Source organism: Treponema sp. HNW (assembly GCF_050320395.1).
Classification (GTDB): domain Bacteria; phylum Spirochaetota; class Spirochaetia; order Treponematales; family Treponemataceae; genus Treponema_C.
Map to the genome: position 1 here is coordinate 2,770,911 of NZ_CP144459.1, position 25,578 is coordinate 2,796,488.

Here is a 25,578-nt window from a genome sequence, read left to right on the forward strand (position 1 = left end):
GTAATTCCCGTAAATGCATTTTATGCGGATTTATTCGCCCGAAGGTTCCATGCGGTCCGGATAAAATTCCATTGAAGCTTTTACACGGACTAAAAAAACAAAGGAACCGCGGTATTTTTCGATAAACTCATCAAGGGTATATTCGCGTCCCTTTTCAAATACCGATACCTGCAAGCGGCCCCGCCTGTCAAACCAGGGAAAAAAGGCGGCGGCTTCGGTAAAGACCGGTCTCCGGACGGTTTCTTCGGCCCCATCGGATTGAGCGCTTTGCCGTACGGCGCCCAAAAAAAAGCGGTGCGCTTCGGTTACTCCCAAGACGTACAAAAGAGGCTTAAGCATTTCAACCGGATACCCCGAATTGGCGGAAAAACCCGCACTGCGAGCGGTTCCCGAAGTATCGGTATAATACGAAAATGCTTCGGTTTTTACATCGGCCCCCGAATTATTGTAATGGTAAACGATTCCGGTGCGCGCGGATATCGCCGCAGCCGCCATATTCCGTATCGCATTTAAACTGCCGAAATTTTCTTCCGAATGCGCACTTGCGGAGCCCCGAAGCTTCGGATTTTCATCCTTCGGTCCTTCAACGGTATTGATTTTCAGCTTTTCCGGCGCAATAACGGCTCCGGTAAGCGGTTTTACAAGTCCGTCTACAATCCATTTTAAAAAATCGATTGATGCGTTTTTATCTGCGGCAAAACCGGTTTTTTGTAAAGAAGGAAGCAAAGAGCGTATCATGCCGGTCATCTGCATAATATCGTTATATGAATGTAAAAAAACGCGCGTGTAATTCCACGGAAGGGTATAGCGGGTTATATGGAGCAATTCGTCAAAGCTCATAACATATAATTGCTCGAACGGGAGGGGAACCGGCACTCTTCCTGCAGCCGATGCGCCGAATATGATAAAATCGGCATAACTTCTTTCCGGTCCGGGGGAAAATTCGACATAGACTTTTGTATCCTGTACAAAATAACATCGAATACGCAGTGCTTTGCCGCTTAAGGAATCGCGGTATAAAATCCAGCTTCCCGGAGCGTCCTTAGGCCATGTTTCAACCCAGATTTCGGAAGAGGAGGTGTCTTCGTCTTCCGTACCGGCGATTGCCGAAGCATCCCCGTTATTTGTTTTAAGAAGAACCTTTTGTCTTACCAGAGGGGCAACAATGATTTGCAGTTCTCCGTTTTCTTCTTCCTGCCGAACAAGAAAATAATCGCCCGTTTCGTTTTGAATAAGCCGGGGTTCCTTCGTTTTTACGCTTTCCGCTTCGGCTTTAAACCACGTATCGACAAGTTCTTTGCGGCAAAAAGCCGATTCGGTCATTTTAAAACCGGCAGAAGGAATATGAGGGTCGGGCGTATGTGCTTTGAGAGAAACCGCAGTCACAATACAGACAAACAGATAAAATCCGTAATAAAGCCGTTTAGGCCCGGTGTATATATTCTTCATCGGGATGCCTTCCTTCGGGGGCGTTTGCCAAAAGCAGTTTTAAACGGTTAAGCTGATTTACTTCGCTGGAACCCGGGTCATAATCAATGGCCGCTATGTTCGCATCGGGATAACGGCGGCGCAGTTCTTTAATCATTCCTTTTCCGGTAACGTGATTCGGAAGACAGGCAAAGGGCTGCACACAGGCTATATTCGGAACTCCTTCCTGAATAAGCTCAACCATTTCGGCGGTTAAAAACCAGCCTTCTCCGGTAATATTGCCTAATTGAACAATGTCGTCAACCCCGCGCATTAAATCGTAAATGGATGAAGGCGGCTCAAAGCGGCGGCTTTTTGTAAGTTCCTTTTTGATTCTTTTACGGAACAGCTCCAAAAACCTGACCGCCAGGCGCGCATTCCGTTCGGTTTTTTTCGAAAAGGCAAGTTCTCTATGGCGGAATATGCCGTTTGAAAACGAATAAAACAAAAAGTCCGCCAGATCGGGCACAACGCATTCGGCTCCCTCGCGCTCGATAGTCGAAAATATATCGTTGTTTGCGGTCGGATGAAATTTAACCAGTATTTCGCCGACCACTCCGACGCGCGGTTTTTTTTGCGGCAAAAGAGGTAAGTTGTCAAAATCGCGCACGATATTTTTAATGAGGCGGTTGTACTTGATAAGCGAAAGCGATTTTAAGTTTTTTTGCGCTTCGGTATTCCATTTTTCATAGAGTTTGTCGGCGGAACCCGAAACGGCTTCGTAGGGGCGCGTGCGGTATAAAACGCGCATAAGTAAATCCCCTATCATAAGGGCGCGCATTGCCCGTATAATAAGAGGCAGACTGATTTTAAACCCGGGATTGCGCTCAAAACCCTGGGCGCTCAGCGATATAACGGGTATATGACCCCAGCCGGCGTCCGCTAAAGCGCGGCGTATAAAGCCGATGTAGTTTGTCGCACGGCAGCCGCCCCCCGTTTGGCTTATCAGTAAGCTCACCCTGTTCAAATCGTACAGGCCCGATTTTAAGGCGGAAATCATCTGCCCCGCAACCAATATCGAAGGATAACAAGCGTCGTTGTTTACGTACTGTAGACCTGTGTCCACGGCTGCCGCATCGACATCGGGCAAAATAACAAAATTAAAACCGGAATATCTGAAAGCCGTTTGTACGAGGCGGAAATGAATCGGCGACATTTGCGGGGCGAGAATCGTGTGCGTATACTTCATTTCTTTGGTAAAAATACGCCGTTTAAGCGCCGAAGATTGTACATGGGGATTTTTTTGCCTTCGCGCCCTCTCTTTTACCGCCGCAATCAGACTTCGTATGCGGATACGTACCGCACCGAGGTTGGAGCCTTCGTCTATTTTAATCAGGGTAAACATGCGGTTTTTTGCCGCCAAAATCTCTTCAACCTGGTCGGCCGTAACCGCATCCAGCCCGCAGCCGAAGCTCGTAAGCTGTACGAGTTCCAAGTGCGGCATTCCCGCCGTAAAAGAAGCGGCTCGGTAGAGGCGGTTATGATACACCCATTGGTCTACAACGCGCAGGGGGCGCTCTATCGTTCCCAAATGAGCGATACTGTCTTCGGTTAAAACGCCCAAACCGAGACCTGCAATCAATTCGGGAATACCGTGGTTTATTTCGGGGTCAAGGTGATAGGGGCGGCCTGCAAGCACGATACCGCCCGCTCCGCGCCGTATCAGTTCTTCAACCGCACGCTCTCCTTCTTCGCGCACTTCTTCACGGAATTTATCCTGTTCCTTCCATCCTGCATGAACGGCTTTTTTTACTTCTTCCAAGCTTAAATCCGCAAATTTCGGACTTAATTCTTCATATAAACGCTCTGCAAGCCGCTTTTCGTCGTAGATGGGCAAAAAGGGATTCATAAAGGTAACGGAATCGTCTTGGCGAAGCTCATCCACGTTGTTGCGCAGTACCTCCGGGTAACTGGTAACGATGGGACAGTTATAGTGATTTCCGGCAAGCGGGTCTTCCTGCTGTTCGTAGGGCGCGCAGGGATAAAAGATGAATTTTACCCCCGCCTTTAAAAGAGCGGTTATATGGCCGTGGCTTATTTTTCCCGGATAGCACACCGATTCGGACGGAATGGTTTCAAGCCCCATTTCGTAAATCGAGCGGGTGGAGCGCGGAGAAAGGCGGACTCGGAAGCCGAGCTGCGTAAAAAAGGTAAACCACAGCGGATAGTTTTCATAGGTATTCAAAACCCGCAAAAGACCCACATCGCCGCGCGGGGCATCCTGCGGTTTTAAAGGCGTATAGGCAAATAGGCGTTTGTATTTCCATGCAAAGAGGTTCGGAAGAGGGCCGTCCGACACGCCGCTTCCCGTATCGGTGTTGCGGGCGTTTGAAGCGTCTACAATACTGTGTGCACCCTCTATTTCCGCCCCGCGCTCACAGCGGTTTCCCGTTATAAAGGTTCTTCCGGCCCCGCCGGAGCTGAAGGTGTTGATGGTTAAAAGGCAGTTGTTCGAGCATTTTCCGCAGCGGCGCAAAGCCAAATCGACTTTAAAAGCTTCAAGTTCGTCAAAGCTTGCAATACCGGAGCGCACTTGGCCTGCCGCGATTTTTTGAGCGTGTTTTTCGGCATCTTCGGCCGAAGCGCCGGCGGGCAACGCCGTCAAATCTTTCCATTGGTCGAGTGCGATTAAAGCTGCGCCGTAAGCGCCCATAAGGCCCGCAACATCGGGGCGGAACACATTTACGCCGGAAACCTTTTCAAAGGCGCGCAGCACCGCATCGTTATTAAAGGTTCCGCCCTGAACAACCACTTTGGTGCCTATATCGCTTGCTTTTCGCAGTTTAATGACTTTAAACAGGGCGTTTTTTATAACCGAATATGAAAGACCTGCGGAAATATCGGCGACTGTTGCCCCTTCTTTTTGCGCCTGTTTGACGCGGCTGTTCATAAAAACCGTACAGCGGCTTCCCAAATCGACGGGGTTTTCGGCAAGCAAAGCTTTTTGACTGAATGTGCGTACATCCATGCCCAGGGAGCGGGCAAAATTGTCCAAAAAGCTTCCGCAGCCGGAAGAACAGGCTTCGTTTAACTGAATTGAAGTAATTGCGCCGTCCTTCATGCGAAGGCACTTCATGTCCTGGCCGCCTATATCCAAAAGGAACTCGACACCCGGCACAAAAAAGTCCGCAGCGCGGAAGTGGGCTATCGTTTCCACTTCTCCGGAATCCACGTTCAAAGCGGCTTGAAAAAGCGCTTCGCCGTAACCGGTGGAAACCGCACGTGCAATGTATACCGATTCGGGAAGCTTTTTATACAGGTCTTTTAAAACCCGCACCGCAAGGTCTACGGGATTTCCCGCGTTTACATCGTAAAAACGCCACAGTATTTTGCCTTCTTTGTCCACAAGAACGGCCTTTGTCGTAGTGGAGCCCGAATCCAAACCTAAAAATACGGGCCCGCGGGCTTGAGACAAATCCGCGGTTGCGGCCATTTCGGAGGCATGCCTTTTGTGGAATTCTTCGAGTTCCGCTTCATTTTTGAACAGAGGAGCAAGACGCTGAACTTCTTTCATTTCGGCGCCCACTAAACTTTTAAGGGCTTCTCGAAGCTCTTTTACCGACGGAAAATTCGGTGAGTCCGCCTTTTGTATGCACTTATACGACAGTTCCGCCGACAAGGCCGCCCCTTCGGCGACAAAGAGCTGGGAATTTGCAGGCACGACGGCGGCTTCCGGCGTGAGCTTGAGGGTGCGGATAAAGCGCTCCCGAAGCTGATCCAAAAAGTGAAGAGGCCCGCCCAAAAAAGCGACATTGCCTCGTATGGGCTTTCCGCAGGCGAGACCGGATATGGTTTGACTTACCACCGCTTGGAATATACTGGCTGCGATGTCTTCGCGGCGCGCTCCTTCGTTTATAAGGGGTTGAATATCGGTTTTTGCAAAAACGCCGCAGCGGGCGGCTATCGGATAAATAGTGGAAAATCCGCGGGCAAGCTCGTTTAAGCCGGGAGCGTCGGTTTCAAGCAGGGCGGCCATTTGGTCTATAAAGGCGCCCGTACCTCCGGCGCAGGTACCGTTCATACGCTGCTCCATACCGCCTGTTATATAGGTGATTTTTGCATCTTCGCCGCCCAATTCGATAACGACATCGGCTTGGGGAATGCGTTTTTTTACGGCTGTCGTCGAAGCCACAACTTCCTGAATAAAGGGTATGGAAAGCCAGTGAGATACGGCAAGACCGCCCGAACCGGTTACTTTAACGCTGATACGCTGATCGGAAGCGGCGGGGAATTGTTTTTCAATGCAGTTCAAGGCATTGCCGACCACGGAAATGATGGTTGACCGGATATCGGCTCTGTGACGCTCGTACTCGCTGAATACAACGCCTTCTTCGGCATCCAAGACAACAACTTTTACGGTTGTCGAACCGACGTCAATACCCATACGCACCGGCATTGCGGCCGGTTTGAATATAACCTTATCCACGATGACCTCGTTATCCTTATAATCTATTTTACAGGGATTGCCATAAAGAGGCAATAGCGCTATGCTGGTAAAATGAAGCGTTCGGCTCTTTCTTCGGGTATAAAGTTGTCATTTTTGACGTTTTTGTCAAGAATATTGGGATTGGTGCGCGAAATGACCAAGGCCGCTTTTTTGGGGACATCGGATTTGGCCGATGCCTTCGGTATAGCCTTTATGATTCCCAATTTATTCCGCCGCCTTTTTGCCGAAAACAGCATATCGGTCGCCTTTATTCCGGTTTTTAAATCCTATCTTGAAGAGCGCGCCGCCGAAAAAGACAAAACCGGCGGTACCGAAAAAGCCCGGGACAAAGAACTGCGCTTGTTTTTAAATTCGGTTTTTACCCTCGTAAGCTTTTTTACCGCATTGACGACGGTACTGGGCATTATACTTATTCCCTACATTGCACCCCTGTTTATTAAGGATGCTTCACAAAGCATAATACCCGAAATGGTGTTTTTAACGCGCCTGATGTTTCCCTATCTTGCGGTTATATCGATTGCGGCCTTTTTTCAGGGAATATTGAACAGTGTAAAGATTTTTACCCCTTCGGGCTTTACACCGGTTTTATTCAATATTGCGGTAATTTCGGCCGCCTATCTTTTGTCGCCGCGGACTGCAAACCCTGCGCGCGCAATGGCATACGGCGTTATCGCAGGCGGAACGATTCAAGCCCTGTTTCAGCTGCCCTTTGTGTTAAAAGAAGGCTTTAGGCCCGCATTTACGGGTTTAAAATGCGCTTTCGGTAATCCGGGAACAAAGCGGGTTTTAAAACTTATCGGGCCGACCGTCATCGGAATGGCGGCTTATCAGGTAAACGATGTCGTATCGACCGCTTTGGCGGGAAATGCCGGAAGCGGTATCGTATCAAGCCTTCAGTATTCGCTTCGCTTGCAGGAATTGATTTTGGGAATCTTTGCCGTATCGGTCGGTACGGTAATCCTTCCCGACCTTGCAGGTCTGGCAAAGCGCAAAGAATACGAAGCTTTTGAAAAAATGCTTTCTCAGGCAATGCACATAATCGCCCTGATTACGATTCCGATAAGCTTCTTTTTGTTTGTTTTCGGCGAAAATCTCATTATTTTGGTATATAAAACACGGCGGTTTTCGGATGAGTCGGTATTCCTTACACTAAAAGCATTCCGCTTTCATATAGCGGGTCTGTTTTTTATCGCTTTAAACCGCATTATTGCGCCGGCCTTTTACGCTCAAAGCGACACAAAATCCCCGACAATCGCCGGTATAGGCGGCTTTGCGGTTAATATTTTGCTTGCCCTCATTCTCATACGGCCGATGAAGGGCGGCGGCATTGCCCTTGCTCTTTCGCTTGCAAGCTTTGCCAATACGGTGATTTTATTTGTCTTTTTGAATAAGTCAAAAACAATCCATACCGGCCGCTTGGTACGCCCGTATATCGCCTATGCACTGAAACTTGCGCTTTTTTCGCTCCTATGCGTGCTGCCCCTGTATATGTTCAAACAGCAGCTTTTTGCCCCCTTTGCACACTTGCACCGTTTTTTTGCCCAGGGAATACCGCTTTTTACCGCCGCCCTTGTCTTCGCTTTTTTAGGAATAGGCCTGCTTGCCTTGACAAAGGACGCATCTCTTATGAGTATTGTAAGACATGTGCGGAAACAATCCGACTAAGCTTTTATTACTTTTTTGTCAGCAAATCAACCCAATCCGAAGGAAATGCGATATGCGTCAAATCTATATCGTTTTTATATTCCTTAAATAATTGTACCATCGGTTTAAGTATTGATTCATTCCATTTTTCCGCATCATGATACAGTTCTTTTACCGCCCGTAGTGTTGTCCAAAGTTTATATTTATCTTTACCTTGAGTTTCAAATCCTGCCGGAACGGAAGAAAAGTTTCGGTAATAGAGCCGTCCGTAATGCGCACAAATATTGCGCAAATCGGTACAACAACGCAGCCAACTTTTTATATTATTTGCGGTAGAATGAAATACGGTGCGCGCAAGCTCTTTTTGATCTTGTGTATTCAAATCGGCAAAGAAAAATGAAAGCATCCCGAATGTAAACAATTCAATAATTACCCAGATCGGAAACATACCGTCATATTTTTGCGCATGATGACGTACAAACGGAAGATTTCTATTGCTGTGTATTTCCTGCTCAATCAGTTTTTTAAATTTTTCATGTTCATGCTTTACAGAATAATTTTTTTCATTAAGATATCCGACCGCTCCGTATTTATGTGCATGAAAATAAGCGAACGCGGCTCTCGTAAAAACTTCTATTTCTTCTATTGCGGAAAAAATTATACGACGCAGTTTCCTGTCGAATTCATAAATATTAAAAACCTGCTCAAAACTCGTACCTTCGCCATATGTATCATCACTATTTTTGAACGGTAAAAAATACGCAGAGAGGCGATAATAATTTACCGTCTTGAGTACGGCAATACAAAATGTATCATCTTTTGTTGTACATCCGCGCGATTTTAATTTAGCGAGTTGCTGTTCATACGTTGTGGGATTTTTTATCGGATCGGTCATAAAAAAATGTCCCCCCATGGGACACATCAAAGAGAGGTGCGGGGGGTCCTATTGCAATAATAATAACATAATTTGCAAAAAAACGCAAGAAAATTGTACATACTTATTGGACAAATACCGATTCCGATACTTAAAAATCCATTCACGAATAATTTCCCGAGTCTCATATACATTTGGGACGCTTGTTCGCAGGTTGCACGGTTTTTCTTCATATCGGATTTATTTTTTCCGATAAAAAAATAATATGAACGCACACACATTAAAATGTCATTTTTGTCCGAAATGCGACGGCTTCGGCTGTATTAACGAGCTGCCGGGAATGGGCGGGTTCGGTAATAATATCAATTTTCAGTTAAACTGTGCCGCATGGGCTGCAATTCCCGTGAAAAAAGCGGGTTCTTTAGATATGCCTTCGGAGGCATATCATATACCTGCAATCCGCCTTGCGCCTATAACGGGAGCGGTTGAAAACGTCGGCTACAAAGATGAAGAATCATTTTATATCGACATAATACATGCGGCAGACGAAGCGGGCGTAAAGCTTGCGATAGGCGACGGCTGTCCGGATATAAAACTCTTGTCCGGTATCAAGGCGGTGGAAAAACGGAAAACGGTTAACCCGCGCGCCGCTGCCGCCGTTTTTATAAAGCCCTATCCGAACGAACGAATTCTTGAACGCTTTGAATGGAGCCGCCCCGTTGCCGAAATAATCGGCGTGGATATAGATTCATACAATATTCTCACCATGCGCCGCCTTGTGCAGTTGGAAAAAAAGAGTGCCGAACAGCTTGCCGAATTAAAGAAAAAAGCCGGAATTCCCTTTGCGGTAAAAGGTGTGTTTAATGCAGAAGAAGTCGATATGGTAAAAAAGCTTAAGCCGGATATAGTCGTTATATCGAATCACGGCGGGCGCGTGGAAAACCGTACAGGAAGCACGGCAGAATTTTTAGCCGAATACGGTTCCGTATTAAAAGCCAACTGCGCCGAACTTTGGGTTGACGGCGGTATCCGTACACACAGGGATATTCTTGCCGCGGGCTCGTTGGGTGTCTGCGAAGTGATGATCGGTCGGCCCTTTATAAGCGCCCTCTGCGCTTCGGGAGCCGTCGGTGTTAAAGAAGCGGCAAAAAAACTTCGCGGCGAACAGGGGTAATGAACCCTATACACGTCCATTATTTTTTTGTATGATAAATCCATGGACAAGCTCAAGATTTTGCTGCCCAAGGGCAGGATTTACGAAAATGTGGTTGAACTTCTTGCGGGTGCCGGAATCTCGGTAAAACTGCCCGAACGGGCATACCGGCCTATCGTCAATCAGGATGATTTGGAAGCAAAGGTGATGAAGCCTCAAAACATCGGAAAACTGTTGGAAATGGGAGCCCATGACTGCGGTTTTACGGGACGCGATTGGATTGATGAAACCGGTGCCGATGTCGAAGAAATTATGGACTTGGGCTTCGATAAGGTGCGCATTGTGGCGGCCGTTCCTTCGGCTTTGAACGACGAAGATTTAAAATCAAAGCGTATAGTTGCCGCAACCGAATACGAAAATATTGCGCGCCGTTGGCTTGAAAGGAAAAATATCCAAGCGGTTGTATTGCATACCTCCGGTGCTACCGAAGTATTTCCGCCAGACGATGCGGACATGATTATCGACAATACCGCAACCGGCCGCACTCTTGCCGAAAACGGCCTTCGAATTGTCGAAACAATTGCGGAAAGCTCTACCCGTTTTTTCGCCTCAAAAATCGCCCTTTCACACCCCGAAAAAAGGCAAAAAATTATGGAATTAAAAATGCTTTTTGAGGCGGTTTTGAACGCGCGCGGCCGCGTTATGCTCGAAATGAACGTAAGTGCCGAAAATTTCGATACATTGGTAAAAGGACTTCCTTCTATGAGAAGTCCGACCGTTTCTCCCCTGTATTCGGCCGATCATGAAAAATCGGGCACCTCCCACGGTCCGGGAGGCACACATGAGGCGGGCTTTGCCGTAAAAATTGCGGTTAAGCAAAGCGAAGTGCCGGCTTTATTGCCGCGCTTAAAAGAGTTGGGCGCAACGGATATTTTGGAATACGAACTGAGAAAGGTGCTTGCTTAAAAAGGAAAATGTATGAGAATAGCCGAATGTGCACGAAAAACGGCGGAAACCGATATAATGCTCCAATTAAATATCGACGGCAGCGGAAACTGCGATCTTGAATGTCCTATCGGATTTTTTAATCACATGCTGCATGCCTTTTGCAAGCACGGTCTGTTTGACCTTACAGGTACCCTTAAAGGCGATTTGGATGTCGACCAGCACCACTTGATTGAAGATACCGGCATTGTTCTCGGTTCCGCCTTTGCCCAAGCCCTCGGCTCCTGTGCAGGCATTTACCGTGCCGGATTCTGTCTTTATCCCATGGACGAAACCCTCTGCCGTGCCGCCGTCGATTTCGGCGGACGTTCTTTTTTGGTATGCAATGCCGATTTAAGCGGTGTACCCCTTGTATCGGTCGGTGCGGACGGAAAAGAAACCTCGTTTCAAACCGACTGTTTTGAGGATTTTTGGCAGGGTTTTGTAAGTACGGCAAAATGCACCCTTCACTTGGATACCCTGCGCGGAAGAAGCGACCATCATAAAATGGAAGCTTTGTTTAAAGCGGCATCAAGGGCTGTTCGCGATGCGGTAGCCATCGATGAACGGCGCGGAACTGAAGTTCCTTCTACAAAGGGCGTTATCGTATAAATGAAATGCTTAATTCAGCGCGTTCTTTCCGCATCCGTTTCCGCAGACGGAAAATGTACCGGTTCGATTGAACGCGGCTTTCTCGTATTTTTGGGAATCACCCACACCGACACCGAACAAACGGTCGAAAAGGCGGCGGAAAAAATCCGTAAACTGCGTATTTTTGAAGACGAAAAAGGCAAAACCAATCTTTCAATAGACGATGTCTGCGGAGAACTTCTGGTTGTTTCGCAGTTTACCCTCTATGCCGACTGCCTCCGCGGCAACAGGCCCGGCTTTGAGCAGGCTGCCGCCCCTGCTCACGCAAACCGCTTATATGAGCATTTTCTTTCATTTTGTGAAGGAAAATTTGCAAAGATTGAGCACGGTATTTTCGGAGCCGACATGAAGGTCTCCCTTGTAAACGACGGCCCCTTTACGATTATGCTGGAGACGGATTAGGGAGGGGGTATATCTTTGGTAAAGATATAGGTATTCTTTATATCTTTAATTCTTTTTCAAATTCCGTATATGCAGATAAATAGTATTCTTAGATAGATTTAAAAGATCCGCTACTTTTTCAACTGAATTTTTATAACTGAAAATATTTTCGTAAAATAATATTGTAATAATTTCTTTATTCTTATTGTGCAAAGGAATATCCTCATTATGCCATACGTTCTTTTTTGCGTCTTCAACCCGTGAAATAATTATATCTTCAGAGTTGGAGGCCAATAATTCCGCGTTGTTCCGCATATTTTCCCGAAAGTTAAAAAAATTATTTAAAAATATGTATAGAGGAATATCCAAATGAAAATTAATACATATTAATCCTATGATTTTTTTATTTTCTCCAAAAATAGGAAAGGTTGCCGCCTTAATGGGAGACCCGTTTTTACTCTGATTTTGGTATATCATATTCGGATTGTCGTGTTTATTAAGATTTATTTTTTGTAAAAGTTCCAATGCAAGATTAGTAATGGGTGCACCGACTTTTCTATTTGAATAATGACCGTTTATAATTTTTATTGCGGAATGGTCCAAGTCTTCAAGACTGTGAAGAACAAATTCTATTCCATCACCGAAAAAGGCGGAGAGACCGTCCAATACGGAATCGTATGAAGCAAGAATGGCTCTATCGGTTAAAGATAAGGTTATAGCATGTCTCATTGAGAACCCCCTGGTATTTCATTATAATTAATTCTTTTTGAAATTTAAAGAACTGAATCCTGTAAGAGTTTAAATGCATATAAAATAATGTAAAAAAATTTATTGACTAAAAAAAATTTCAGTGTTACCATATATTAAAGAAAAATAACTAAAAGGAGAAGGACATATGAATGAGAAGGTTAACACTTCAAAAGCACCGGCTGCAATCGGCCCGTATTCTCAAGGTATCCGCAGCGGTAATTTTTTATTTACCTCCGGCCAAATACCTTTGTCGCCTGAAACCGGTGAGGTAATCGGTACCGAAATTACGGAACAGACAAAGCAGGTTTTACAAAACCTAAAAGCCGTTTTGGAAGCCGGAGAAAGTTCATTAGACTCGGTATTGAAAACAACATGTTTTCTTTCGTCGATGGCCGATTTCGCTGCTTTTAACAAAGTATATTCGGAATTCTTTACCGAAAAACCCGCACGCAGCTGTATTGCCGTAAAAGACCTGCCGAAAGGAGTCTTGGTTGAAGTGGAAGCAATTGCGGAAGTTATAGGAGGGTAGTATTATCAATATCAGACATTTAATGAATCACAAGTTTAAAGATCTACAAGGAGGTCTTTTTCTTGAAGTTACAAAAGCCGATGTAGGCGAGGGTGCCGGAAATTTTATGAAAGCCGGCGGTGATATTATGGCTTGGGCAGACCCCTTTTTCCCCGACCCCTCAATTCCCGAATCCGTTAAAAAAGTTCTACATGAAGCTGTCGATCAAGGGTTTGCATCTCACTATTCAATGCCTATCGGTGATTTATTACTGCGAAAAACTCTTGCAGCATATATTACAAAAAGAACGGGATTAACCATAGACCCTTCGCGTAATATTATTATCACGCCGGGCTCCGATTCCGGTCTTTTGTTTTCAATGATGCCGTTTATCAATGAAGGAGATGAAGTCTTAGTTCCGGATCCGAGTTATCCGAGTAATTTTTTAAACGGTAAATTATTAGGTGCCAAAACGGTTCCTGTTCCGCTGTTTGAAGAAGATAATTATCAATTTCGCATAGAAGAATTTGAAAAGCGGCTTTCCCCTAAAACCAAGATGGTTCTCTTTTGTCATCCTAATAATCCTACAACGACCGTTTTTCGCCGAAAAAGCATAGAAGACTTATGCGAATTTGTAAAAAAACACGATTTGATTTTAGTAAGCGACCAGGCGTTTCAAGATCATATTTATGATGGAATTGAATTTGTCCATCCGGCGGTTCTCCCCGGAATGTGGGAAAGAACGCTTACGGTTTGTTCAATTTCCAAAGGGATAGGTCTTTCCGGATTCCGTATCGGGTATATATATGCAAACGATGTTATTATGGATGTCCTATATGGAGCTGCGGTAAATGTTTTGGGTGCGTCATCAACCTTATCAACAATAGGGGCTATTGCCGCCATAGAAGATACGGAGCATTTACAACAAAACTATATTAAACTGGAAAAACGCCGCCGCCTTGCGTATGAAATTCTGCATGATATTCCCGGAGTGCGGATGAAAATGAGTGAAAGCGGAATTCTTTCATGGCTGAATATCAGTAAACTGGGAAGCAGTGAAGAAGTTGTTTCGAGATTAATGTCGGAAGCAAAAATACTGGTTAACCAAGGAAATCCGTACGGAGAACAAGGCAAGGGTTATATTCGCATTGTTACCGGATGTTTTTGGGATGACGAAGCTGCCGTCGAAAGATTTAAACGTATTCGTTCTGTATTACTGGACATGGCTCAAGAGAGAAATCTTGTGAATTAAATTTATTTTCCAGGAGGAGGAAAAAAATGGAGAACAGACAAGAAAAACATGAAGTACTTCAATTTAGAGGAAGTATGTTTTTGTCATTAGTTCCGGTTGTTATCTTTTTTGCTTTTTGCGCCTTAATGTTTATAGGGCTGAAAGCATTCAACATGGAAGCTTTAGCCATGGCCGGATTCATAGCATTGCTTATCGGAGGCGTATTTTGTACAAGTTATACAAAATACTGGAATGCTGCCATTAAAGGTATATCTTCCGTAAGTTCCGTTTCCGTCATTGTCATCTTTTTTGTCATCGGAATGTTTTCCGCCCTTATGAAAGCCAGCAATCTGTCGGGCGGCTTCGTATGGCTGGCCAATTCCATAGGAGTTAAAGGCGGTATCTTTGTCGGTTTTGTTTTTTTTGCTGTCTGTGTCATGTCTACAGCAACAGGTTCTTCAATAGGCACAATGTTTTCAGCATTTCCGATTTTTTACCCGGCAGGTATCGTGCTTCAGTCAAATCCTATGTTTTTAGCAGGAGCTATTGTTTCCGGTGCAATTTTTGGAGATAATTTAGCCCCCATTTCGGATACAACTATAGCCTCCGCTTCTACTCAACAATTCCGAAACGGCAGCCCTGCCGATGTCGGAGGATGTGTTCGTTCACGTTTAAAATATTCTTTAGCTGCAGGCAGTATAACCCTGCTGTTCTTTTTAATTTTCGGCGGAACGGGAACCGGAGTTGAAAGTATACAAATCGAACAAGCGGCAAATCCTAAAAGCTTATTTATGCTGATTCCTGTGATTATCATGCTCATCATTGCAACAAAAACACGTAATATATTCTTAGGCTTGTTTATCGGTTTACTTTTAGGTATTTTAACAGGAGTCTCTCTGGGTTTGTTTCCTCTTTCTGCTGTCTTTGCCAATGATCCCGAACATAATGCTATTACGGGTTTTTTGGTAAACGGTGTTGCAAGTATGCTGGGAACAGTCGGTTTAGTAATCGCCGTATTCGGTATTATGGGTGTGATTACCGAGGCCGGAATGCTCGACTATATTGTAAAAAGGATATTAGAGAGCAAGATGGCAAAAACACCCCGAGGAACGGAGATTGCCGCCATTATAGGTATTTCGTTGACCGATATTATTTTCGGAGGCGTATCAAGTGTGTGTATACTAACGTTCGGTCCGGTTTTAAATGAAATCGGTAAAGCACGGGATATCCACCCTTACCGGAGAGCTAATTTATTGGATGCAACGGCAAACAGTTTGCCGGCATGTATTCCGTTTATGAGTGTATTTGTATTTATAGGTTCAGCGCTTACCGGTCTTTCACCTTTAGCTGTAGCAGGAGGAACCTTATACGCTTATTTCCTTTTTGCGGTTATCTGTGTTGCCGTGTGTACCGGCTGGGGAAGAACCTTTGAGGGAGCAGACGGCGGGGAAGTAAAAAATAATAAAGGATAATGTATAAAAAAGAGCCGCCAAAAAAGCGGCTCTTTTTTATATATCTTATATCGAAGAAACCCCTTTACGATTATGCTGGAGACGGATTAGGATATTTTACCCCCGCTCGCACAATTACAAGCTTATAGGGCCCCTCTAAAAAGCTAACCGAGTTTTTAGAGGCTCCCTATATATAATGTTTCAAATCCTTGGCTATTATCATCTTTTCGCGTGAGGCTATGTAATAGGTTGCAAAAAGGGCGGTTGCCGTGTCTATGGCAGCGGCAAAGGCGCAGATGATAAAGGCGGCCGGCTTTAACAAAAGATAACCGGCCTCAAAACCGCGCCCGTAGAGCGTACACAAGAGGGTCAGAGCAACAAAGGGACCGCCTGAAGGAAAGGCGCTTAAACAAAACGAAATACCGAAGGACATGCCCGTAAGCCACATAAGATCGCGTAAAGATACACCCAAGCTGGAATATGAACGCAAAACGACGATAAAAGAAACGGCAATAACAAGGGCGGTGCCGCTTCGGGCAAAAACCGAAAAAAGCGGCATGCTCACCGCGCCGATTCTGCGTTTAACACCCAAACTGTCTTTTGCATGGCGCAGGTTTAAGGCAAGGCTGAAGTTGACATCTCCGGAAAAGAGAGCCGCTATAATCGGAGCTATACCGGCAAAAAGTACTTTATACGGATGATTTTCGCGGCATAAGAAGCGCAAAAGAACGGGTAAAAGGCCTACAATGATGATAAGACCGTCAACCGCAAGTAAAATAATCAAACCGGTAAAAGTTCCCGTTTTAAGAACATCAAAAAGAGACAGGGCCCAGGTACAGGAAACGGCAATCATTCCGATTGCAATTAAATCCGTAAAAAAGCTCAGAACTTCAAAGCTGATACGGGCAAGGCAATCGAAAAAGGTAAAGGCGGGTTTTGCCCTGATTGCATCCGAAGCAAAGCCGGCTCCGATAAAACCGGCCAAAACAAAGACGGGCAGTAAAAAATCACCGTCAAAAAGTCCGGCCGCTCCGTTAAAGGGAAATAAGGACAAAAGGCGCTTGGGCAATTCCAAATTAATCGGATCGGAAATCTTTTCAACCGAAATCGGAATACGCGGAAGCTTTATAATAAGGGCGGAAAAAATACCGATGAGGGTTGTAATCAAACTGATTACCAAGGCCGATACAACCGTCAATACACCCGTGCGTACCAGTTTGCCCGAGCCGCGCAGCTTTGTTATGCCGATTGTTATGCTGAAAAAAAGTACGGGCAGTAAAAAATATCGTCCCATTCTAAGGGTAAGCTCGGTCAAAAAATGTAAAACCGATTTAAATATTTGATTTTCAAAGGGTAAAAACAGGGCGGCAAAGATGCCGAGCGTACAGCCGATAAGGTATTTTATCCAAATTTTCATACCGAGAAGCATACCTTATGCGGCAAAGACAGTCAACATACCGGCCGACAAGCCCTCATAAAAGCATGCCTTGAGGCGAGTTTTAGGCTTGAGAAAAGCCGAAAGCTTTGTTATACTTTTTTTATGGAAAAAGGACTTATTATAGCGGGAAAGGATTTTCCCGAAAGCACGGCCTTTGTGAACGCGGCTCTTGCAAACGGTTTTTCGGCGGCGGTTTCCGTTTCGGAGCAAAATAAAGAGCAGCTTCCCTCGGAACCGGTAAAAGCCTTTGTCTGGCAGCGTTCATCCTCCTTATCGGCTCGCTCGTTTGTATTGGAAGCCCAAACTTCTTTGAACAAGCTTACCCATGCGGTTTTAATATTCGATACGGCCCTTTACGCAAAAGCCGGAGACGACTTTTTTACAGGCACCCGTTCGCTTACGGAGGGCATAGATCTATTTATCGCCTCATATATGTATATAACCCGGGAATTGATTGACCGTTTTAAAAAAACGGGCGGCGGAACCCTCTGTTTTGTCTATAAATCTCATCCCGGAAAAAGCGATTATATAAAACTCAACGCCCGTTTAAAAGAAACCGTAAATCCGGCATCGCCGCTTTTATCGGCCGCCGGTGAAGCTTTTAAATCCTTTGCCGAAAACACCGCCGCTTCTCTGTCGGCATCTCCGACAAAGAGCCTTTTAATAGAATATGCTTCCGCATCCGGACAGGCGGGAGAAGAAGAAACCGCGGATTATCTGTTTTCGCTTCCGCAAATGCATAGCACGGAAATAACCGCGAAAACCGAAAAATCCGTCCGCTGGCTGCGGCCGGGAGCAAAATTCCCTGCGGTTATAAATCTTTTTAACCGATAATGGAATATGAGCTTTTCAGATATTTATGATATGTTATTCGGAAGAGATTTAACCTGGTACGCCTGTCTTGCGCGTATTTTAATCAGTCTCTTTACAGGTGCGGTTTTAGGTTTGGAACGTAAAATCCGTCAGCAATTTGTGGGAATGCGTACCCTTATTTTAATTTCCGTTTCATCAACCCTGCTTATGATGCTTTCAATATATACTTCGGGCCTCTCTGAAACCGGCGTGCGCGGAGACCCCTCCCGTATTGCGGCCCAAGTTGTCTCAGGCATCGGTTTTTTGGGAGCCGGAACCATATTGCGTCAGGGATTAAATATCAAAGGGCTGACATCTTCGGCTATTATCTGGGTTGCGGCGGCTATGGGCTTAACCATCGGTTCGGGCTTTATTCTCCCCGCCCTTATGGCCCTCCTTGTATGTGAAGTTTCTCTCATTTATCTTGAAAAAGTCGAAGAAAAGTACTTCCCTGCCGAGCGGGCAAAGCACTTAAACCTTGTATTTGAAAACAAGCGCATAGATTTGGAAGCCTTGAGCAAACTGATTTATGCAAACGGTTTAATTATTATGACCACCGATGTTACGCGTATTTTAGGCCAAAAGCATTTAAGTATTTCGTTTTCCGTAAAAGTTCCGCCCACATTGGATATCTTTGCCCTCACCGATAAAATAAAACAAATAGGACGTCTTGAAGAATTCAGCTTAACGGATTAAAATAGACTGTTATGCAAAATTCAGCGCCGCTGATTGTTCAGGGCGATAAAACACTGCTGTTGGATGTTCATGCTCCCCGTGCCGATGAGTGCCGCCGCGCTTTAATTCCCTTTGCGGAATTGGAGCGCTCGCCGGAGCATTTGCATACCTACCGACTCACTCCCCTTTCTTTATGGAATGCCGCAGGCGCGGGCTTTTCTCCCGATTACGCCCTCTCCGTTTTGCAAACCTATTCCCGCTTTGATATTCCTCAAGCTGTTCGTGCATGGATTTTTGAAACCGCGGAACGATTCGGAAAGATACGCTTAATCCCCGATACTTCAACAGATAAAACCGGTACAGCGGATGAAGCCGAAGACGGTCTGATTTTACAAACCGATTCCCTTGCGGTATTTCGGGAACTCGAAGCAAACAAAAAGCTTGCAAAATATTTAACGCCGGCTTGCGAAAATCTCCGCTTTCGTTTAAGCCTTACGGACAGGGGAACCATTAAAGAAGAGCTTTTAAAAACGGGCTGGCCGGTAAAAGACGAGGTTCCGCTCAGAGAGGGAGAACCGCTGGAAATCAATTTACGTACAAAAACTCTTTCACAAAAAGACTTTATTGTGCGGCCATACCAAACCGAAGCGGCGGAAGCCTTTTTGGGAGACTGCGGTCCGGGGACCGGATTCGGAACCCTCGTGCTGCCCTGCGGTTCGGGAAAAACGATTGTAGGCCTTCTTTTAATGGCAAAACTGCGTACGAATACGCTCATCGTTACGGCGAATATATCTTCCGTTCATCAGTGGATAGCCGAGATTATCGATAAAACCGATTTAAGCGCCGATCAAATCGGTGAATATTCGGGAGAAAAAAAGGAAATACGGCCGGTAACCGCCGCAACCTATCAGGTTTTAACATGGAGACCCGAAAAAGGCGGGCCTTATCCCCATTTTAAACTGTTCCGGGAACGAAACTGGGGCCTTATTATCTACGATGAAGTACATCTTTTGCCCGCTCCCGTATTCCGTGTAACAGCCGAATTGCAGGCGGTCCGCCGGGCAGGCTTAACAGCCACCCTCGTGCGTGAAGACGGCTGTGAGGGCTTGGTTTTTTCCCTGGTCGGGCCCAAACGTTACGATGTTCCGTGGAAAGAACTTGAAAGCTCCGGATGGATTGCAGGGGCCGAATGCATAGAATTCCGTACCGATTTGGATAAAAGCAAAGAACTTGAATATGCGGTTGCTTCCCTGCGTCAAAAACACCGTATTGCCGGAGAAAATCCGCTTAAAATTCCCCTTGTCCTCGATTTGGTACGGCGCTTTTCGGACGACAAAATACTGATTATCGGCCAGTATTTAAACCAATTATTTGAGATTGCAGGCCTTTTGCACATACCGATTATTACCGGTAAAACCCCTATCCGCGAGCGCGATGTCATTTACAACGATTTTCGCAAAGGCAGGCTGAGAGTTTTGGCGGTTTCCAAGGTTGCAAATTTTGCAATCGATTTGCCTGACGCTTCGATGGCCATTCAAATATCGGGAACCTTCGGAAGCCGGCAGGAAGAAGCGCAGCGGCTCGGCCGCATTTTACGCCCCAAAAACCGTACCGCGCGCTTTATCACATTGATTACCGCGGGAACTCAGGAAGAAGAATACGGCTTAAACCGCCAAAAATTCCTCGCCGAACAGGGTTATTCTTATCGCCTGGTACGCAACATTGAAGATATTCCCGTTTTTGAAGAAAACACAGAAAAAGAAGACCGTCCTAAAAGCAGTGCCGGCAGCGGGAGCGGGATATGAATAAAAAAGCCGAAGAAATACTCCTATGGCATGATTTTCTTACCGGTATGAATGAAACCCGTTTTTTCGATCTTGTGCGGCTTTATGTCGGCGAAGTCAAAACACCTTATAATAAGCGAAAACTCATTGAAGCTCTCACCTCTTTTTTGCACAAAGAAGAAAACCGCCGTGTGTTATTCGCTCTTTTATCCGAAGAAGATTTGATCCTCATTGCATCCGTTATACATATTCCCCGCTGTACAAAACAAAAGGCTGCGGCTTTTTTCGCATCCCGATTTTCTTTTGCCTTTTTACATGACGGCTTTTTAAATTTGGAAGAGCGTTTGATTCTATTCCGCAAAAAAGATGAAAACGGCAACGATTATTTTGCCGTAAACCCCCTTTTGTGCGATGAATTGGAAAAACGTGCTCCTGCAGCTCTTTTATTTTTGCCTGAAAATACCGAATCCGATTCGGCCGCATACGATAAAACCGACAAGGAACCTTACGACAGCTCTAAGGGGTATTTTGTGTCGGCACATCTTTTAGCTTCATGGTTTGCATTTACCGCCGAATTTCCCGATTGCCGCCGTATAGACGGAAGTTTCAAAAAAAAGGCGGCTGCCGTTTTGGAAAAACGCTTCCCCGGTATCCCTCAGGAATTTTTATCTTCCCTGCACAGAACATTGGCTAATTTATCCGTTTTTCGGCATAACGCGGCTCTTGCCGAAGTAGATAAAGCAAAACGCCTCTCGTTTGCCCTTTTACCGCCTATAAGCCGTTATGCGTATTTATGCGCCGCCTATTGCGGTTATTTTTCCCGCGATCTTTTGCAACAAAACGCCTCCCTTGCAGCGGATCTTTTTAGCGTATTACAAAAAAACGGCCCCTCCGATTCGCTTTCACGCTCATACATACTTCGTGTGATTTTTTTATTGCAGGAAAATCGGCGATACGGCGGAAGTCTTGAAAAAAAAGAAGGCCGGCTTAGGCGTTTGTTCCGTGACAATGCGGTTCAAAATCCTCACATCGATGATGTCGACCGCTTCGAAAAAGGATTTACTCCGGAAACGCTTTTTGACGCCCTTGTGTGTTTCGGCCTCCTTGTACCGCTTGCCGAAAAAAATCGCTACCGCCTGCATTCCGCCTTATTCACCGAAGAAAAAGCGGAAGAGACCCGCACAAAGGCAATCAGCATTGATGCCGGTTTTTCCGTTACCGTTTTAAAAGAACTTCCGCCGGCCCTCTTTTTTGATATAACTTCATGCATGGAGTCGGAACTTTGCGGAGCGGTCAGTCGTTTCCGTATCACAAAGGCGGCTTGTTTGCGGGCTTTTGAAAACGGCATTTCGCTTGAAAAACTTATCGACATTTTGGAAAAAAACGCTTTGCACCCCCTGCCCCAAAACGTGCGTTTTTCTTTACATGATTGGCATACACTGTATAATTCGGGAAAACTGTTTAAGGGCTATGTTTTGCAGGTTGCCGAAGACAAACGCCTGCAAACGGAAAAAAATCCGGTTTTAGCTGCGCATATACGTGCGCACCTTGCCCCCGGCATTTATCTCCTTGATTTTACCTGCGATGAAGAAGCCTCCGATATAATCAAAAAAAGCTCTCTTGAATTCATCGGCGGAATCCAAGGCTTTGAAACACAAAGCGAAAGTCTGCCCTTTGCTGCGCTTGTGCAGCACAAAGATTTGTTAACAGGTCTTTTATCCGGAAAACCGCTTATTTCTCCGGACTGTATTGAAAATATACAAACGGATAAAGAGTTTCAAAGGGCCCATATTGCGGCAATGAAGGCGGAAGTAATAAAAAAGAATTTACCGAAAGAATCCGAAGAGGCCCTTATGCTGCGCATTCACCGCAAAACCGTGTTAAACGCCGGCCAGCTGAGCGAAACCTCGATACGAAGTGAAAAAAATGCAGCTTCCGGCATGGACTTTTTGGGTAAAATCCGCATTATAGAAAATGCCCTTGCTTATTCCGATTTTGTGGAAGTCGTTTGTGCCGAAAAAACCCTGTGCGGCTTTCCGCTGGGCCTCGAAAAAAAATCCTCGGACGCCGTTCTTATTTTACAGGTTGAAGAAAATCGGGAACCCGAACGGATTTCGGTTGCACAGGCCCGCCTTATACGGCGCAAACCTTCGTCGGTATTCAGCACCCGCTAAACCTTGCCGTTTTTGCCGGGACGGTCAAAATGTTCCCGACAAAACCGCCTTTCTCAAACATTTGTTTATTCTTGTCTGATATCCGCTTCCGCTTGCTTTTATCAAGGCAAGGATATCCGCATCTATTTTTATAGAAATTGTTTCTTTTTTAGAACATGCTTGATGATACGGCACAAAATCTTTCAACTCTTCCTGTGTAAGTTTGGGACTGTCATCGTCATATATAATGGGAGTTTTTTCAATTTCGGCAATGCGTTCAGCCGTTAATTTTTTTGACATAATCATTGTAAAACTCCTTCACGGTATTATCCGCCCTTTGGACGGATATAATTCTTGTTCTTGTTCTTTCAGTAAACGTAGTGATTACAATTAAAAGCCCGTTAATACAGCCGATTCCCCTATATCTGTCTTCTTTATCGGAATGTTTATCATCATACCGCACTAAAAAATGCGGGTCATCAAATACATCCAATATTTCCTCAAAAGCAATACCATGCTTTTTTATGTTTGCAATATTCTTTTCTTCATCCCATTCAAAACGATTGTCCGCACTGATAATTGTTTTTCCCATAACAACCGACCATCAAATAGAGATGAAAATTCCTTATTTTAAGTATACAATATATCCGCCGGTTGTCAACGATATTATCGGTATTCAGCTCCCGCTAACACATTTTATTTTTTAATCTGTCCGCTACAACTTTATAGATTTCCGCTTTTTCCCGTTTACCGATACCCCAAATTTCCACGATCTCGATTTTTTCAGGCGTAATTAACCGATATACAATTCTTATACGTTTATTACACGCATACAGCTTGTAGAACCCTGTTAAATTAATATTATCTCTATTGCCCGGCTCATCTCCGGCAAACGGATTTTTTTTGAGTTTATCTATTTTTTTGTTTACATCTTTTCTGACACTTCCGTCAAGTTTGCGGTAATCTTCCAGCGCGGCCGGAATAAGTTCTATCCGATATAGTGTTTCTTCCATGATTTGCTTTATACCGCTTTAATCTTGGCGGACCGAATCCCAAGCCGCATTTTTCTTTGCATTATAATTTTTCATTCTCAATGCAATATGTTCCGCAATTTCCATCCGTTCAAAAACATCGGCGAGTATTGAAAGATATTCATATTCTTTAAACGGAATCATAACTGCTTCCATATTGTTGTTTTTCAGAATATAAACGGACTTATTTTCTTCGGAAACTTTTCTGACCGTTTGAGTAAGTTCTTTTTGTAACTTCGTAATCGGCATTATATGAGCGGTTTCTACCAACATGACATCTCCTCTGTTATATAATAATATGTATTTTTCTATGTGGTCAAGCCTTCTTTATTCCTGTTCACTCTTTCTCCCGCCGCTTGTCCGCGGTTTCGTTTTAGTCTATACTGATTAGGTGATTTAAAGTCTTTTGGAGAAAAAAATGAAAGAAAAACTTAATCTGCAAGCGGTATTGTTCGACTTGGACGGTGTTTTAATAGATTCGGGAGCGGACATCGCTTCATCGGTAAACGCCGCATTGACGCACTTCGGCTATAAAGAAGAACCGCAGGATACAATTATCAGTTTTGTAGGTGACGGTGCAAAAAACCTTTTAATCCGTGCCCTCGGCTATCAGGGAATAAAAGCGGATACTATGCCGAATTTTTCCGAGTTTTTTGACTGGTATGTTGAGCGGTACCGTACCCATTCGGCGGAAAAAACGCTCCTTTACAAAGGCGTATATGAACTTTTGGAAAAACTGAGAGAAAAAGGCGTCTTTTGCGCGGTTGTTTCCAATAAACCTTTAAGCGTTACCCGAGAGATTTTAAAACATTTTTCAATAGATTGTTTTTTTGACGCCGTCGTGGGGCCGGAACAGCTTTCCCGCATCAAACCCGCCCCCGAAGGCTTGGCCCTTGCAATAGACCTTATCGAAAAAAAACGGAATGCCGCTATAGTACCTGAAAAGGTCCTTATGGTCGGAGATTCGGCTACCGATATTCAGGCAGGCCGAGCCCTCGGCGCACATACCTGTGCGGTAACGGAAGGCTTCGGAGACCGCAAAAAACTGCTTGCCGAAAACGCCGACATTGTCGTTCCCTTTGCGGAAGAGTTGGTACGGATTTTATTTTAAATTATCCTCTCCCCATTTTTGCATAGCTTTTAAAACTTTCATAAAGCTCTTCCCCGTCTCGGTTAAAGAATATTCCACCCGGGGCGGAATCTCTTTATAATCATGCCTTAAAAGAAAACCGTCCGCCTCAAGTTCACGCAGCTGTTTAGTCAAAGAAGACTCGTTAATCTCACCTATTCGGCGGCGTAATTTACCGAAACGGTTTATATGTTCAATACCGATATAATATAAAATTTCAATGAAATACGGCAGGGCCGTTTTACCGAAACCTCCGAGCTTGAAAAATTACAGGAACAAAAAATCCTGATCCAAAACCTGACTGCGGAAACGACGATTTATGCAAATACGGTTTCAAACACCGTCCCGCTGTCGGGCAAACTTCCGCATGATAAAAAAAGAATAATAAACCTTTTACAAAATTCGATTGATACCGTTGATGAGAAATTTTTAAAACTTTACAGAACGGGCATCATGCACTTATAAAAAGTCCGGTCAGCGTGCAAGAATTTCTTTGATAATAAATTCGCGGCCGCTTAAAGCTTCCAGCTGTTCGCCTGCACAAACGGGGCATTTTAAATTATAAGCAAAGCCGTTAAATTCTTTGCCGCAGTTTTTACATTTAACTTCGCCGGGAACAACTTCCATTTCAAGTTTTGTATTTTCAAACGGCGTTTTATACACTGCCGCGGGAAAACATTCTTCCAGATAAGACGGGACAATACCGCTTAATTCTCCGACTTGCAAAACGATTTTTTCGACTTCGGACACCTGTTCTTCTTCAATAATTTTTTGTACGGTTTTTAAAACTTCGCACACAACTCCCAGTTCATGCATATGTTTTCCTTCTCTTTGTATATAAGGCGGCAATGAAATCCGCCGCTTTTTTTCACTCTCGCCGGAGTATAACACAAAAAAAGAAAACTGCAAAGAGACGGCCGCCCCCATAGTAACCTTTCGTAAGCGAAAACCGGCCGCAGGCACAATACGCGGATA

General features: G+C 45.0%; 24 protein-coding genes. 13 read left to right on the top strand and 11 right to left on the bottom strand.

Going from position 1 to position 25,578, the window contains the following annotated elements; translation table 11 throughout:
- Positions 1-30: 30 nt before the first annotated feature.
- Positions 31-1,449: a hypothetical protein gene (locus V1L52_RS12935; RefSeq protein ID WP_428770203.1), complete on the bottom strand. Its 1,419-nt coding sequence runs from the start codon at positions 1,447-1,449 to the stop codon at positions 31-33.
- Positions 1,424-5,863 (bottom strand): acyl-CoA dehydratase activase-related protein, encoded by a 4,440-nt coding sequence (locus tag V1L52_RS12940; protein WP_428771836.1) that lies wholly within the window; start codon positions 5,861-5,863, stop codon positions 1,424-1,426. Before V1L52_RS12940 ends, V1L52_RS12935 begins: the two co-directional genes overlap by 26 nt.
- A gap of 102 nt (positions 5,864-5,965) precedes the next feature.
- Between V1L52_RS12940 and murJ the strand changes: the two genes are divergently transcribed.
- Positions 5,966-7,579, top strand: a complete 1,614-nt coding sequence (gene murJ, locus V1L52_RS12945) for a murein biosynthesis integral membrane protein MurJ (protein ID WP_428770204.1) — start codon at positions 5,966-5,968, stop codon at positions 7,577-7,579.
- 7 nt (positions 7,580-7,586) lie between these two features.
- On the opposite strand, the gene V1L52_RS12950 is transcribed toward murJ, so the two are convergent.
- Positions 7,587-8,453 (bottom strand): Abi family protein, encoded by an 867-nt coding sequence (locus V1L52_RS12950; protein WP_428770205.1) that lies wholly within the window; start codon positions 8,451-8,453, stop codon positions 7,587-7,589.
- A gap of 244 nt (positions 8,454-8,697) precedes the next feature.
- On the opposite strand from V1L52_RS12950, the gene V1L52_RS12955 reads away from it, so the two are divergent.
- The 4 genes from V1L52_RS12955 to dtd are packed head-to-tail and all read left to right on the top strand — an operon-like array spanning position 8,698 to position 11,622.
- A complete protein-coding gene (locus V1L52_RS12955) occupies positions 8,698-9,606 on the top strand; it encodes an alpha-hydroxy-acid oxidizing protein (protein ID WP_428770206.1) in 909 nt (302 codons plus the stop codon).
- Positions 9,607-9,648: 42 nt separating this feature from the next.
- A complete protein-coding gene (gene hisG, locus V1L52_RS12960; protein WP_428770207.1) occupies positions 9,649-10,551 on the top strand; it encodes an ATP phosphoribosyltransferase in 903 nt (300 codons plus the stop codon).
- Positions 10,552-10,563: 12 nt separating this feature from the next.
- Positions 10,564-11,181, top strand: a complete 618-nt coding sequence (locus tag V1L52_RS12965; protein ID WP_428770208.1) for an imidazoleglycerol-phosphate dehydratase — start codon at positions 10,564-10,566, stop codon at positions 11,179-11,181.
- Positions 11,182-11,622: a D-aminoacyl-tRNA deacylase gene (dtd, locus tag V1L52_RS12970; RefSeq protein WP_428770209.1), complete on the top strand. Its 441-nt coding sequence runs from the start codon at positions 11,182-11,184 to the stop codon at positions 11,620-11,622.
- Positions 11,623-11,667: 45 nt separating this feature from the next.
- On the opposite strand, the gene V1L52_RS12975 is transcribed toward dtd, so the two are convergent.
- Positions 11,668-12,330, bottom strand: a complete 663-nt coding sequence (locus V1L52_RS12975; RefSeq protein ID WP_428770210.1) for a helix-turn-helix transcriptional regulator — start codon at positions 12,328-12,330, stop codon at positions 11,668-11,670.
- Positions 12,331-12,496: 166 nt separating this feature from the next.
- Here V1L52_RS12975 and V1L52_RS12980 point away from each other — a divergent pair, with 166 nt between their 5' ends.
- The 3 genes from V1L52_RS12980 to V1L52_RS12990 all read left to right on the top strand — a co-directional run bounded on the left by V1L52_RS12980 (position 12,497) and on the right by V1L52_RS12990 (position 15,562).
- The gene (locus V1L52_RS12980; RefSeq protein WP_428770211.1) at positions 12,497-12,880 is read left to right on the top strand and encodes a RidA family protein; all 384 of its coding nucleotides are present in this window, start codon (positions 12,497-12,499) and stop codon (positions 12,878-12,880) included.
- 106 nt (positions 12,881-12,986) lie between these two features.
- A complete protein-coding gene (locus V1L52_RS12985; RefSeq protein WP_428770212.1) occupies positions 12,987-14,111 on the top strand; it encodes a pyridoxal phosphate-dependent aminotransferase in 1,125 nt (374 codons plus the stop codon).
- 26 nt (positions 14,112-14,137) lie between these two features.
- Complete coding sequence (locus V1L52_RS12990) at positions 14,138-15,562, top strand: Na+/H+ antiporter NhaC family protein (protein WP_428770213.1); 1,425 nt, start codon at positions 14,138-14,140, stop codon at positions 15,560-15,562.
- Between the two features lie 166 nt (positions 15,563-15,728).
- On the opposite strand, the gene V1L52_RS12995 is transcribed toward V1L52_RS12990, so the two are convergent.
- Complete coding sequence (locus V1L52_RS12995) at positions 15,729-16,958, bottom strand: dicarboxylate/amino acid:cation symporter (protein ID WP_428770214.1); 1,230 nt, start codon at positions 16,956-16,958, stop codon at positions 15,729-15,731.
- A gap of 123 nt (positions 16,959-17,081) precedes the next feature.
- On the opposite strand from V1L52_RS12995, the gene V1L52_RS13000 reads away from it, so the two are divergent.
- From V1L52_RS13000 to V1L52_RS13015, 4 genes are read left to right on the top strand one after another with little or no spacing between them, the layout of a single operon-like run.
- Positions 17,082-17,813 carry a hypothetical protein gene (locus V1L52_RS13000; protein ID WP_428770215.1) on the top strand — a complete coding sequence of 244 codons (732 nt, stop codon included), beginning with the start codon at positions 17,082-17,084 and terminating at the stop codon, positions 17,811-17,813.
- Positions 17,814-17,819: 6 nt separating this feature from the next.
- The gene (locus V1L52_RS13005; RefSeq protein WP_428770216.1) at positions 17,820-18,527 is read left to right on the top strand and encodes an MgtC/SapB family protein; all 708 of its coding nucleotides are present in this window, start codon (positions 17,820-17,822) and stop codon (positions 18,525-18,527) included.
- Positions 18,528-18,538: 11 nt separating this feature from the next.
- Positions 18,539-20,311: a DNA repair helicase XPB gene (locus V1L52_RS13010; RefSeq protein WP_428770217.1), complete on the top strand. Its 1,773-nt coding sequence runs from the start codon at positions 18,539-18,541 to the stop codon at positions 20,309-20,311.
- A complete protein-coding gene (locus V1L52_RS13015) occupies positions 20,308-22,464 on the top strand; it encodes a helicase-associated domain-containing protein (RefSeq protein ID WP_428770218.1) in 2,157 nt (718 codons plus the stop codon). The genes V1L52_RS13010 and V1L52_RS13015 overlap by 4 nt, the downstream gene beginning before the upstream one ends.
- Positions 22,465-22,488: 24 nt before the next feature.
- Here the strand turns inward: V1L52_RS13015 and V1L52_RS13020 are convergent, their stop codons facing one another.
- From V1L52_RS13020 to V1L52_RS13035, 4 genes are all read right to left on the bottom strand, one after another.
- On the bottom strand, positions 22,489-22,743 hold the full coding sequence (locus V1L52_RS13020; RefSeq protein ID WP_428770219.1) for a BrnA antitoxin family protein: 255 nt from the start codon (positions 22,741-22,743) through the stop codon (positions 22,489-22,491).
- Positions 22,721-23,035 (bottom strand): BrnT family toxin, encoded by a 315-nt coding sequence (locus V1L52_RS13025; protein WP_428770220.1) that lies wholly within the window; start codon positions 23,033-23,035, stop codon positions 22,721-22,723. Before V1L52_RS13025 ends, V1L52_RS13020 begins: the two co-directional genes overlap by 23 nt.
- 94 nt (positions 23,036-23,129) lie before the next feature.
- Positions 23,130-23,456 carry a type II toxin-antitoxin system RelE family toxin gene (locus V1L52_RS13030; RefSeq protein WP_428770221.1) on the bottom strand — a complete coding sequence of 109 codons (327 nt, stop codon included), beginning with the start codon at positions 23,454-23,456 and terminating at the stop codon, positions 23,130-23,132.
- Between the two features lie 18 nt (positions 23,457-23,474).
- A complete protein-coding gene (locus V1L52_RS13035) occupies positions 23,475-23,747 on the bottom strand; it encodes a hypothetical protein (RefSeq protein ID WP_428770222.1) in 273 nt (90 codons plus the stop codon).
- Positions 23,748-23,892: 145 nt separating this feature from the next.
- Between V1L52_RS13035 and V1L52_RS13040 the strand changes: the two genes are divergently transcribed.
- The gene (locus V1L52_RS13040; RefSeq protein WP_428770223.1) at positions 23,893-24,585 is read left to right on the top strand and encodes an HAD family hydrolase; all 693 of its coding nucleotides are present in this window, start codon (positions 23,893-23,895) and stop codon (positions 24,583-24,585) included.
- On the opposite strand, the gene V1L52_RS13045 is transcribed toward V1L52_RS13040, so the two are convergent.
- Positions 24,577-24,738, bottom strand: coding sequence for a winged helix-turn-helix transcriptional regulator (locus V1L52_RS13045; protein ID WP_428770224.1), 162 nt, complete (start codon positions 24,736-24,738; stop codon positions 24,577-24,579). The two genes, V1L52_RS13040 and V1L52_RS13045, sit on opposite strands and share 9 nt — an antisense overlap.
- Before the next feature lie 339 nt (positions 24,739-25,077).
- Positions 25,078-25,419: a hydrogenase maturation nickel metallochaperone HypA gene (locus V1L52_RS13050; RefSeq protein WP_428770225.1), complete on the bottom strand. Its 342-nt coding sequence runs from the start codon at positions 25,417-25,419 to the stop codon at positions 25,078-25,080.
- Positions 25,420-25,578: the final 159 nt, after the last annotated feature.

Excerpts from the sequence above, each read along its gene's own strand:
- V1L52_RS12980 (WP_428770211.1), top strand. The coding sequence starts at position 12,497 with ATGAATGAGAAGGTTAACACTTCAAAAGCACCGGCTGCAATCGGCCCG.
- V1L52_RS13040 (WP_428770223.1), top strand. The coding sequence starts at position 23,893 with ATGAAAGAAAAACTTAATCTGCAAGCGGTATTGTTCGACTTGGACGGT.
- V1L52_RS12940 (WP_428771836.1), bottom strand. The coding sequence starts at position 5,863 with ATGCCGGTGCGTATGGGTATTGACGTCGGTTCGACAACCGTAAAAGTT.
- V1L52_RS13015 (WP_428770218.1), top strand. The coding sequence starts at position 20,308 with ATGAATAAAAAAGCCGAAGAAATACTCCTATGGCATGATTTTCTTACC.
- V1L52_RS13050 (WP_428770225.1), bottom strand. The coding sequence starts at position 25,419 with ATGCATGAACTGGGAGTTGTGTGCGAAGTTTTAAAAACCGTACAAAAA.
- V1L52_RS13025 (WP_428770220.1), bottom strand. The coding sequence starts at position 23,035 with ATGGGAAAAACAATTATCAGTGCGGACAATCGTTTTGAATGGGATGAA.
- V1L52_RS12990 (WP_428770213.1), top strand. The coding sequence starts at position 14,138 with ATGGAGAACAGACAAGAAAAACATGAAGTACTTCAATTTAGAGGAAGT.
- V1L52_RS13035 (WP_428770222.1), bottom strand. The coding sequence starts at position 23,747 with ATGTTGGTAGAAACCGCTCATATAATGCCGATTACGAAGTTACAAAAA.
- dtd (WP_428770209.1), top strand. The coding sequence starts at position 11,182 with ATGAAATGCTTAATTCAGCGCGTTCTTTCCGCATCCGTTTCCGCAGAC.
- V1L52_RS13005 (WP_428770216.1), top strand. The coding sequence starts at position 17,820 with ATGAGCTTTTCAGATATTTATGATATGTTATTCGGAAGAGATTTAACC.
- V1L52_RS13010 (WP_428770217.1), top strand. The coding sequence starts at position 18,539 with ATGCAAAATTCAGCGCCGCTGATTGTTCAGGGCGATAAAACACTGCTG.
- murJ (WP_428770204.1), top strand. The coding sequence starts at position 5,966 with ATGAAGCGTTCGGCTCTTTCTTCGGGTATAAAGTTGTCATTTTTGACG.
- V1L52_RS13000 (WP_428770215.1), top strand. The coding sequence starts at position 17,082 with ATGGAAAAAGGACTTATTATAGCGGGAAAGGATTTTCCCGAAAGCACG.
- hisG (WP_428770207.1), top strand. The coding sequence starts at position 9,649 with ATGGACAAGCTCAAGATTTTGCTGCCCAAGGGCAGGATTTACGAAAAT.
- V1L52_RS12975 (WP_428770210.1), bottom strand. The coding sequence starts at position 12,330 with ATGAGACATGCTATAACCTTATCTTTAACCGATAGAGCCATTCTTGCT.
- V1L52_RS12985 (WP_428770212.1), top strand. The coding sequence starts at position 12,987 with ATGAAAGCCGGCGGTGATATTATGGCTTGGGCAGACCCCTTTTTCCCC.
- V1L52_RS12965 (WP_428770208.1), top strand. The coding sequence starts at position 10,564 with ATGAGAATAGCCGAATGTGCACGAAAAACGGCGGAAACCGATATAATG.
- V1L52_RS12950 (WP_428770205.1), bottom strand. The coding sequence starts at position 8,453 with ATGACCGATCCGATAAAAAATCCCACAACGTATGAACAGCAACTCGCT.
- V1L52_RS12955 (WP_428770206.1), top strand. The coding sequence starts at position 8,698 with ATGAACGCACACACATTAAAATGTCATTTTTGTCCGAAATGCGACGGC.
- V1L52_RS13020 (WP_428770219.1), bottom strand. The coding sequence starts at position 22,743 with ATGTCAAAAAAATTAACGGCTGAACGCATTGCCGAAATTGAAAAAACT.
- V1L52_RS12935 (WP_428770203.1), bottom strand. The coding sequence starts at position 1,449 with ATGAAGAATATATACACCGGGCCTAAACGGCTTTATTACGGATTTTAT.
- V1L52_RS13030 (WP_428770221.1), bottom strand. The coding sequence starts at position 23,456 with ATGGAAGAAACACTATATCGGATAGAACTTATTCCGGCCGCGCTGGAA.
- V1L52_RS12995 (WP_428770214.1), bottom strand. The coding sequence starts at position 16,958 with ATGAAAATTTGGATAAAATACCTTATCGGCTGTACGCTCGGCATCTTT.